This window comes from Kitasatospora sp. NPDC101176, from assembly GCF_044768035.1.
GTDB lineage: Bacteria > Actinomycetota > Actinomycetes > Streptomycetales > Streptomycetaceae > Kitasatospora.
The window spans coordinates 119,473-127,748 of record NZ_JBIWPA010000005.1; the positions used below are offsets into that span (position 1 = coordinate 119,473).

General features: G+C 74.3%; 6 protein-coding genes and 1 pseudogene. All 7 read left to right on the forward strand.

From position 1 onward, the window contains the following. Positions 1–185 precede the first annotated feature (185 nt). Positions 186–689, forward strand: a complete 504-nt coding sequence (locus ACIRS1_RS10260) for a GNAT family N-acetyltransferase (RefSeq protein ID WP_402838327.1) — start codon at positions 186–188, stop codon at positions 687–689. 566 nt (positions 690–1,255) lie between these two features. Next, positions 1,256–2,281, forward strand: coding sequence for an ATP-binding cassette domain-containing protein (locus tag ACIRS1_RS10265; RefSeq protein ID WP_360208794.1), 1,026 nt, complete (start codon positions 1,256–1,258; stop codon positions 2,279–2,281). Next, positions 2,278–3,006 (forward strand): methionine ABC transporter permease, encoded by a 729-nt coding sequence (locus tag ACIRS1_RS10270; protein ID WP_360208797.1) that lies wholly within the window; start codon positions 2,278–2,280, stop codon positions 3,004–3,006. The genes ACIRS1_RS10265 and ACIRS1_RS10270 overlap by 4 nt, the downstream gene beginning before the upstream one ends. A 90-nt stretch (positions 3,007–3,096) precedes the next feature. Then, complete coding sequence (locus tag ACIRS1_RS10275; RefSeq protein WP_402838330.1) at positions 3,097–3,918, forward strand: MetQ/NlpA family ABC transporter substrate-binding protein; 822 nt, start codon at positions 3,097–3,099, stop codon at positions 3,916–3,918. A 196-nt stretch (positions 3,919–4,114) separates the two neighbouring features. Continuing rightward, entirely contained in the window at positions 4,115–4,786 is a 672-nt protein-coding gene (locus ACIRS1_RS10280; protein ID WP_402838333.1) for a GNAT family N-acetyltransferase, read from the forward strand. A 170-nt stretch (positions 4,787–4,956) separates the two neighbouring features. Continuing rightward, a complete protein-coding gene (cbiE, locus tag ACIRS1_RS10285) occupies positions 4,957–6,222 on the forward strand; it encodes a precorrin-6y C5,15-methyltransferase (decarboxylating) subunit CbiE (RefSeq protein ID WP_402838335.1) in 1,266 nt (421 codons plus the stop codon). Between the two features lie 504 nt (positions 6,223–6,726). Beyond that, positions 6,727–8,276: pseudogene (locus tag ACIRS1_RS10290) on the forward strand (hypothetical protein); the annotation flags it as partial.

The following is an 8,276-nucleotide window of genomic DNA, read 5'->3' on the forward strand; positions in this document are numbered from 1 at the left end:
ATCACTCGGATACTGAGCGTGAGCGCGTCGCCGTCGACCCGGGCCACTTCCGGGCCGCGCGGCTGGTACGTTCGTGCGCCACCCCCGGTCAGGGCAGATCCCCGGCCGGGACACCTCCGGCAGGGCATCCGGTGCGACACCCTCACGTTTGCGCGCCGGGCACGACGATGGGGAGGCCCCAGCACATGGGCATGAGCGTGATCATCTCGGCGGCGGACGCCGCGGACGCGGAACAGATCCTCAAGCTCCAGTACCTCGGCTACCAGCCCGAGGCGGAGCTGTACGGCGACTGGGCGATCGAGCCGCTGACGCAGAGCCTGGAGAGCCTGCGCGCCGAACTGTCCGAGCAGTGCGTCCTGGTGGCCCGCCTCGGCGGCGAGGTGGTCGGTACGGTCCGCGGCCACGTGGACGCCGAGGGCGTCGGCCGGATAGGGCGACTGGTGGTCCACCCGAGGATGCAACGGCACGGCCTGGGCGGCCGGCTGCTGGACGCGCTGGAGCGCCTCCTCGCCGAGGACGGCCGCCCGCTGACCTCCTACCGCCTGTTCACCGGCCACCGCAGCCTCGGCAACCTGCGCCTCTACGCGCGGCTGGGCTACCGGCAGGCCGCGGTCGAGGCGGTCAGCGACCGGCTCAGCCTGGTGCACCTGGAGAAGCCCGCGCTGCCGCCGCTCGCCGCGACCGCCTGAGCCTCCCGCTCGCCCCGACCTCCTCGGCGCCGCCATCATCCGGACACCCCGGAGGCGGCGCCGAGTCGCATATTCGCAGGTCACAGAGTTGTGTGTCCGCATTGCGGACAGCGCATCCGAATAATTGGGCTCACCTCGGCCGGTCTGATTTACTGGCTCACATGACTGCGACGACGAAATGGACCCCCACCGGCACCCTGCCGGCAGGTGAGCGTGCCATGTGCCGTCGAATGTGTCACTGCTGAGGGCCACCGCCCCCGGCACCCCTCCCGGGTGTCCCACCTCGCGCCCCGAAGCGAGACCCGGCGCCGCTCCCGTCCGTGCGAGCGCGCCCAGCCTGCCGCACCCCTCCCTCCCGCCTGCCCGTCCACGGGCGGGTGGTCGTCCACGACGACTCCGCCCGGATGACTCGTAAGGGCCACGCCGTCGCGCGGCCCGGCCGTCCAGCGGCCACGATCAAGGGGTGGCAGGTCCGGATCCCCCTGGCGAAGCGCCGTAGAAGCCGCCGACCGCAACCCGGTCGGGCGGTCGACGCCGCCGCCCGCCCCCGACCCACGGAAGCAGCTGTGATCACCACCACGGACCTCACGAAGGTCTACCAGTCCCGAGGCCGCGAGGTGACCGCCCTCGCCGGCGTCGACCTGCACGTCCGCCCGGGCGAGGTCTACGGAGTCGTCGGCACCAGCGGCGCCGGCAAGTCCACCCTCATCCGCTGCGTGAACATGCTGGAGCGCCCGTCCTCCGGCACCGTCACCGTGGACGGCGTGGAGCTGACCGCCCTGCCCGGCGGCGAGAACCGGGCCGGGAAGGAGCTGCGCGAGGCGCGGCGCCGGATCGGCATGGTCTTCCAGCACTTCAACCTGCTCTCCTCGCGGACCGTCCAGCAGAACGTCGAGCTCCCGCTGGAGATCATCGGCCTGGACCGCACCCAGCGCCGCCGCAGGGCCTCCGAGCTGCTCGACCTGGTGGGCCTCGGCGACAAGTCCGGCAGCTACCCCAACCAGCTCTCCGGCGGCCAGAAGCAGCGCGTCGGCATCGCCCGCGCCCTGGCCGGCGACCCCAAGGTGCTGCTCTCCGACGAGGCCACCTCGGCGCTCGACCCCGAGACCACCCGCTCGATCCTCAAGCTGCTGCGCGACCTCAACCAGCAGCTCGGCCTCACCGTCCTGCTGATCACCCACGAGATGGACGTCATCAAGTCCGTCTGCGACTCCGCCGCCCTGATGCGCGGCGGCCGGGTCGTCGAGTCCGGCGAGCTGACCGACCTGCTCGCCAAGCCCGGCTCCGAGCTGGCCCGCGAGCTTTTCCCGCTCAGCGAGTTCGGCACCGGCCACGCGGGCTCCACCGTGCTGGAGATCACCTTCCAGGGCGACACCTCGGCCCAGCCGTTCGTCTCCCAGCTGGCCCGCACCTACCAGATCGACATCAACATCCTCGGCGCCGCCGTCGAGACCATCGCCGGCCGGATGGTCGGCCGGATGCGGGTCGAACTGTCCGGCGGCCACCAGGACAACGTGGTGCCGATCGGCTACCTGCGCGAGCAGGGCCTGCAGGTGGACGTACTCGGCGCGGTGGACGGAGCGGTGGCATGACCTGGGACCAGATGTGGGCCCTGATGGGTCCGGCCACGCGCGAGACCTTCCAGATGGTCGGCGTCTCCACGTTCTTCACCGTGCTGCTCGGACTGCCGCTGGGCGTCCTCCTGGTGCTCACCGACAAGGGCGGCCTGCTGGCCAACCGCTTCGTCAACAAGTCCATCGGCTTCGTGGTGAACCTGGCCCGCTCGGTGCCGTTCATCATCCTGATGATCGCGCTGATCTCCTTCACCCGCTGGCTGGTCGGCACCTCCATCGGCTGGCAGGCGGCCACCGTGCCGCTCACCATCGGCGCCATCCCGTTCTTCGCCCGCCTGGTGGAGACCTCGATCCGCGAGGTCGACGGCGGCCTGGTCGAGGCGGTCCAGTCGATGGGCGGCAGCAGCTGGACGATCGTCCGCAAGACGCTGCTCCCCGAGGCGCTGCCCGGCGTGGTGGCCTCGGTGACCACCACGGTCATCACCCTGATCAGCTACTCCGCGATGGCCGGCACCGTCGGCGGCGGCGGCCTCGGCACCCTCGCCGTCAACTACGGCTACCAGCGCTTCGAGACGGCCTTCATGTGGGTCATCGTGGCCGAGCTGGTGATCATCGTCACGGCCGTCCAGCTGATCGGCGACTTCGCCGTCCGCCGACTCGCCCACCGCGGCCGCGACGGCGGGCGGACCAGGCTGCTCGGCCGCACCCGGACGACCCCCGACGAGGACCTCGTCGCCTCCTAGGCGGCCCCGCCCCCGGCCCCGTCGCCCCCAAGACCTCCCTCGTCCGATCTCCGGACGCGGCTCCCCGTATCACGCAGAAAGGCACTTTTCGTGCGCAACGTCCTGAAGTCCACCAGCATCCTCGCCACCGCCGGCCTCGCCCTCTCGCTGGCCGCCTGCGGCAGCTCCGGGTCCTCCTCGGACCCGAACGCGCCGCTGAAGGTCGTCGCCAGCCCCACCCCGCACGGGCAGATCCTCAAGTACGTCAAGGACAACCTCGCGGAGAAGGCCGGGCTCAAGCTCGACATCAAGGAGGTCACCGACTACGTGACCCCCAACACGGCGGTGCAGGACGGTTCGGCCGACGCCAACTACTTCCAGCACGTCCCGTACCTGGAGGACTTCAACAAGAAGCACGGCACCGACATCGTCTCCGTCGAGCCGGTGCACCTGGAGCCGCTGGGCCTCTACTCCAAGAAGGTCAAGGCGATCGCCGACCTGCCGGACGGCGCCACCGTCGGCCTGCCCAACGACGCCACCAACGAGGGCCGCGCGCTCAAGCTGCTCGCCGACAACAAGCTCATCACCCTCAAGGAGGGCGTCACCACCGCCGCCACCCCGGCCGACGTGACGGGCAACCCCAAGAACCTCAAGTGGAAGGAGCTGGAGGCCGCCCAGCTGCCCCGCTCCGTCGCCGACCTCGACGCGGCCGTCATCAACGGCAACTACGCGCTCGACTCCGGCCTGAAGCCGGCCACCGACGCGCTGGTGCTGGAGAAGGCCGACGGCAACCCGTACGCCAACATCCTCGCCGTCAAGAAGGGCAAGGAGAACGACCCGCGGGTCAAGAAGCTGGCCGAGCTGCTGCACTCCGCCGAGGTCAAGAAGTACATCGACGACACCTACAAGGGCTCCGTCATCCCGGCCTTCTGAGCCGCGGACCGATCCGCGCCCCGTCCGACCGGGCCCCCGCCGCTCCTCGGCGGGGGCCCGGTCGGGCAGTATGCACCAGGGACGCCGCCGCCGAAGGCGTTCTGACGTACCGTCGTGCGGGCGGCGCACCGCGTGATACCCGGGGCGCACGGGAGGCGTACGGTGTTGTGTCCACGACCCGGCGAGGAGAGACGGCATGGCAGCGAGCTTCCCCGAGACCGCCATCAGCACCGAACGGCTGCTGCTGCGTCCCCTTGCGGAGGACGACGCCCCCGGCCTCGCCACCATGATGGCCGACGACCTCGTCGTCACCTGGACCGACCTGCCGCACCCCTTCACCGAGGCGTACGCCGTCGAGCTCGCCCGCACCCTCGCCCCGGCCCACCGGGCCGCCGGCCGCGGCATCGTCCTCGCGGTCACCGAGCACCTCACCCAGCGCCTGGTCGGCCTGGTCGAACTGCGCAACACCGACTGGCGGCTGCGCACCACCGAGATCTCCTACGTCACCGCCGCCTGGGCGCGCGGCGAGGGCTACGCCCCGGAGGCCGTCCTCGGCGTCGCCCAGTGGCTCTTCGAGGACCGCGACTTCCTGCGCCTGGAGATGCGCACCGCCGCGGGGAACACCTCCGCCCAGCAGGTCGCCCAGAAGATCGGCGGGATCAGTGAGGGAGTGCTGCGCAGCGCCTGGATAGTGCGCGGCGAGTCCGGCGAGTCCGACACGGGCGTGGGGGCGCCGCCCGGGCGCCGGGCCGGGGGCGAGAGCCGCACCGACCTCATCCTGTGGAGCCTGCTGCCGGAGGACATGGAGGTGCCCGAGCCGCACCGGGGCGGCCGGCACGGCGACCACCGCTACGTGCTGCGGGACTGAGCCGCCCGCCCGTCCGCCCGTGCGCCCCTCCGGGGCCGGTGCGACGGCCGTCCGGCGCGGACATGTGTGCGAGATGTCGGCGGCAGGGGGATCACACCCGGTAACCTTCCTCCGGCGCCGCAGTTCGGCGTGGTTTGTCGGCGCACCGAGTCGAGGGAGAACGGCCGCAGATGGCTGACCGGATCACGGTCATCGGGTGGGACGGCACGCCGCTGACCGAGGCCGCCGGCGCGGCCCTCGCCGCGGCGACCCTGGTGGCCGGCGCCCCCTACCAACTGGGCGCCCTGCCGGTGCCGGAGGCCGCCGAGCGGATCGCCCTCGGCAACATCCCGCAGGCCGCCCGGCGGATCGCCGAGCACCGCGGCGCCGCCGTCGTGGTCGCCGAGGGCGACCCCGGCTTCTTCGGCGTCGTGCGCGCGCTGCGCCGCCCCGAGTACGGCCTCGAACTGGAGGTGCTGCCCGCGGTCTCCTCGGTCGCCGCCGCCTTCGCCCGGGCCGGGATGCCCTGGGAGGACGCCCAGGTGGTCAGCGCCCACGGCGGGCGGCTGCGCCGCGCGGCCAACATCTGCCGGGCCCACCCCAAGGTCGCGGTGCTCACCGCGCCGGGTGCCGGGCCGGGCGAACTGGCCCTCATGCTCCGCGGGGTGCACCGGACCTTCGTGGTCTGCGAGGCGCTCGGCACACCGGACGAGGACGTCACCGTCCTCACCTCCGACCGGATCGCCGACCACGGTTGGCGCGACCCGAACGTGGTCCTGGTGATCGGCGGCAACGGCGGCCCCCAGGCCGGGGCGGTCGACGGGGCGGCCGGCTGGCTCGCGGGGCGCCCGGTGGGATTCCCCGGCGCGGACCGCGGCTGGGCGCTCCCCGGCGACGCCTACGCGGGCGCCGGGCGCACGGAGGGTGAGCCGGGCGCGTCGAACGCGCTCCCCGCGCACGTGCGCGCCCTGGTGCTGGCCCGTCTGGGTGCTCGTCCCGGGGACCTGGTCTGGTCGGTCGGCGCCGGCAACGGCGCCCTCGCGGTGGAGGCCGCCGGCTTCGGCGCCGCCGTGGTCGCGGTGGAGGCCTCCCGCTCCGCCTGCGCCCGGCTGACCGTCAACGCCCGCCGCTACGGCGTCGAGGTGGAGACGGTGCACGGGCAGGGCCCCGAGGTGCTCGGCGGCCTGCCGGAGCCGGACGCGGCGGTGGTGGAGTCGTCGGACCCCGAGGTGGTGCGCGCGGTGCTGGCCCGCAGGCCGGAGCGGTTCGTCGCGGTGCCGCGCAGCCTCGGCGAGGCCGAGGAGGTCCACCGGGCGATCACCGAGGCCGGCTACCGGGCGGACGGCGCGCTGCTGCAGTCCACCCCGCTGCGCCCGGCCGGGAGCCCTGGTGGCGGCCTGCGGCCGGGGGCGGGCGAGGAGGGCGTGCTGCTGCTCTGGGGTGAGCAGATCACGTGAAGGCCTTGGGCCCGTCCGGCGCCGGTCCTGTGCGGCCGGCGCCCCGCGCGGCCCGGCCCGGGCGGTGATCCAGGTCGCATCCGGACAATGATTCGAGAGGTGACGGCGCCGGGCCGGTAGTGTGGCGTCCTGGACGGCTGCGGCGGTCGGCGACCCGCCCGATCGGGTCGGTTTGTCGCCTTTTTGACGTGGCGCAGGCCGGGACCGCCCGGAGTGTGGGCGATTCGACGGGCCGCGTGCCGGACCTGGAGAATGCCGTAGGGTCCGGTGCGGTCGTGCCGGTTGCTCCGGGTTGTCGTTGTTTCAGATGGTGCGCCGTCCTCCGAGGACGGCGCGGGCCGGGGTGCCGCAGCGCGCCGGAAGGACTTGGGCCGCAGCGCCACGGCGCGGCGGCCGCGTGTGGTTGAGGGGCGGGTCGGTGCAGGCCCGGCCCGTGCGGATGGGCGCTGCGGTCGGTGATCGTGTCGCCAAGGGCGCGGCAGCGGCCTGGAAGGAGCTTTGACAATGACCGATGGCGGCCACGTCCCGGGCGAGGGACTGCCGGAGCACCTGTACGCCGGGCCCGACCCGCTCGGCGGACCGGAGGGCGTCGCGGGCGTTGCACCCCTGCAGGGCGTCGCGACCGACGGCGGCGTGATCCCGAACCCGACGGCACCCGGCCACGGGCTCCCCGGTGCGGTGCCCCCCGGTGCGGGTGTCATCCCGCCGCAGGGCCAGCCGATGGGCCAGGCGATGGGACAGCCGCTGGGCGCGCCCGGATTCGCCGTCCCGGCCCCCGGCATGCAGGCCCCCGGCGTTCCGGCCCCGGGCATGCCCGGCGTGCCCGTCGAGGGCTGGGGCGCCGACCAGGGCGCCCCGCGCCCGGCCTTCCACTTCCTCGACCAGCCGGACGGGCTGGACGACGAGGACGACGTCCTGCTGATGCCCGGCCCGCAGGGCTCCTGGGGCGAGCAGCCGCTCGCGCCGCAGCACGACGGCATGCCGGTCGAGCCGTCCTGGCCGCCGCTGGACCCGCCGGTGCTCGGCGCCGAGCAGTCCCAGCCGCCGCTCCAGGGCGCACCGCTGCAGCCGCAGGCGCAGGACCAGATGACGGCCGCTCAGCCGCCGCGCCGCCCGCTGCACGCCGGTCCGCCGATCCCGGACCCGTCGCTGATGACCGGCCAGGTCCCGGTCCGCTCGCTCGCCGACCGCGGCCCGTCGCAGGGCGGCACGCCCGCGCACGGCATCCCGGTGGTCGGCCGTCCGCCGATGGCCGAGCCCGTCGCGCCGCAGGCCGTCCCGGTGTCCGTGCCGCCGACGGCTCCGGCCGCCGGGGCGCCGGTGGCCCAGGAGGTCCCGCAGTACCAGCAGGTGCCGCTGGCCGGGCAGCCGGTCGAGGGCCTGCTGGGCGTCGAGACGGTCGGGGCGATCGAGGTCGTCGAGGTCGTCGAGCTGCCGGACGTCCTGTCGGCCGCGGGTGCCGCCGTCGAGCAGCCGGTCGCCGAGCAGTCGGTCGTCGAGCCGGCCGCCGCCGAGCAGGCCCAGGCCGTCGACGCGGTCGAGGCCGTGGCGGCCGAGCAGGCGCAGGCCGTGCAGCCGATCGCCGAGCCCGTCGTCGCCGTGGCGGAGGGCGCCGTCGAGGCCGCCGCCGTCACCGAGCCCGCCGCTGCGCCGGCCACCGAGCCCGCCGAGCAGGCCGAGGCCGCCCAGGCCGGCCAGCCGCGCCGCATCTCGGCCTTCCTCGCCGCGCCCACCCCGCACGGTCTGCCCCCGGTCGAGGCGGTCGGTCAGAACCCGGCGGCCGACGAGGCCGCCACACCGCAGCCCGCGCCCATAGCGGCCACCGAGCCGGTCGTGGCCGCTCAGCCCGTGGAGACGGTCGAGGCCGCCCAGCCCGTCGAGGCCGCCCAGCCGGTCGAGGCCGCCCAGCCGGTCGAGGCCGGGGAGACCGCGGCCCCCGCCTCGGAGCCGGTCGTTGAGGCCGTCGCGGAGACGGCCGCCGGCACCGGGGAGATGCCCTCCGGCCAGCCCGTCGTCGAGGCCGCCGCCGAGGCGCCCGTGGTCGTCGAGTCGGT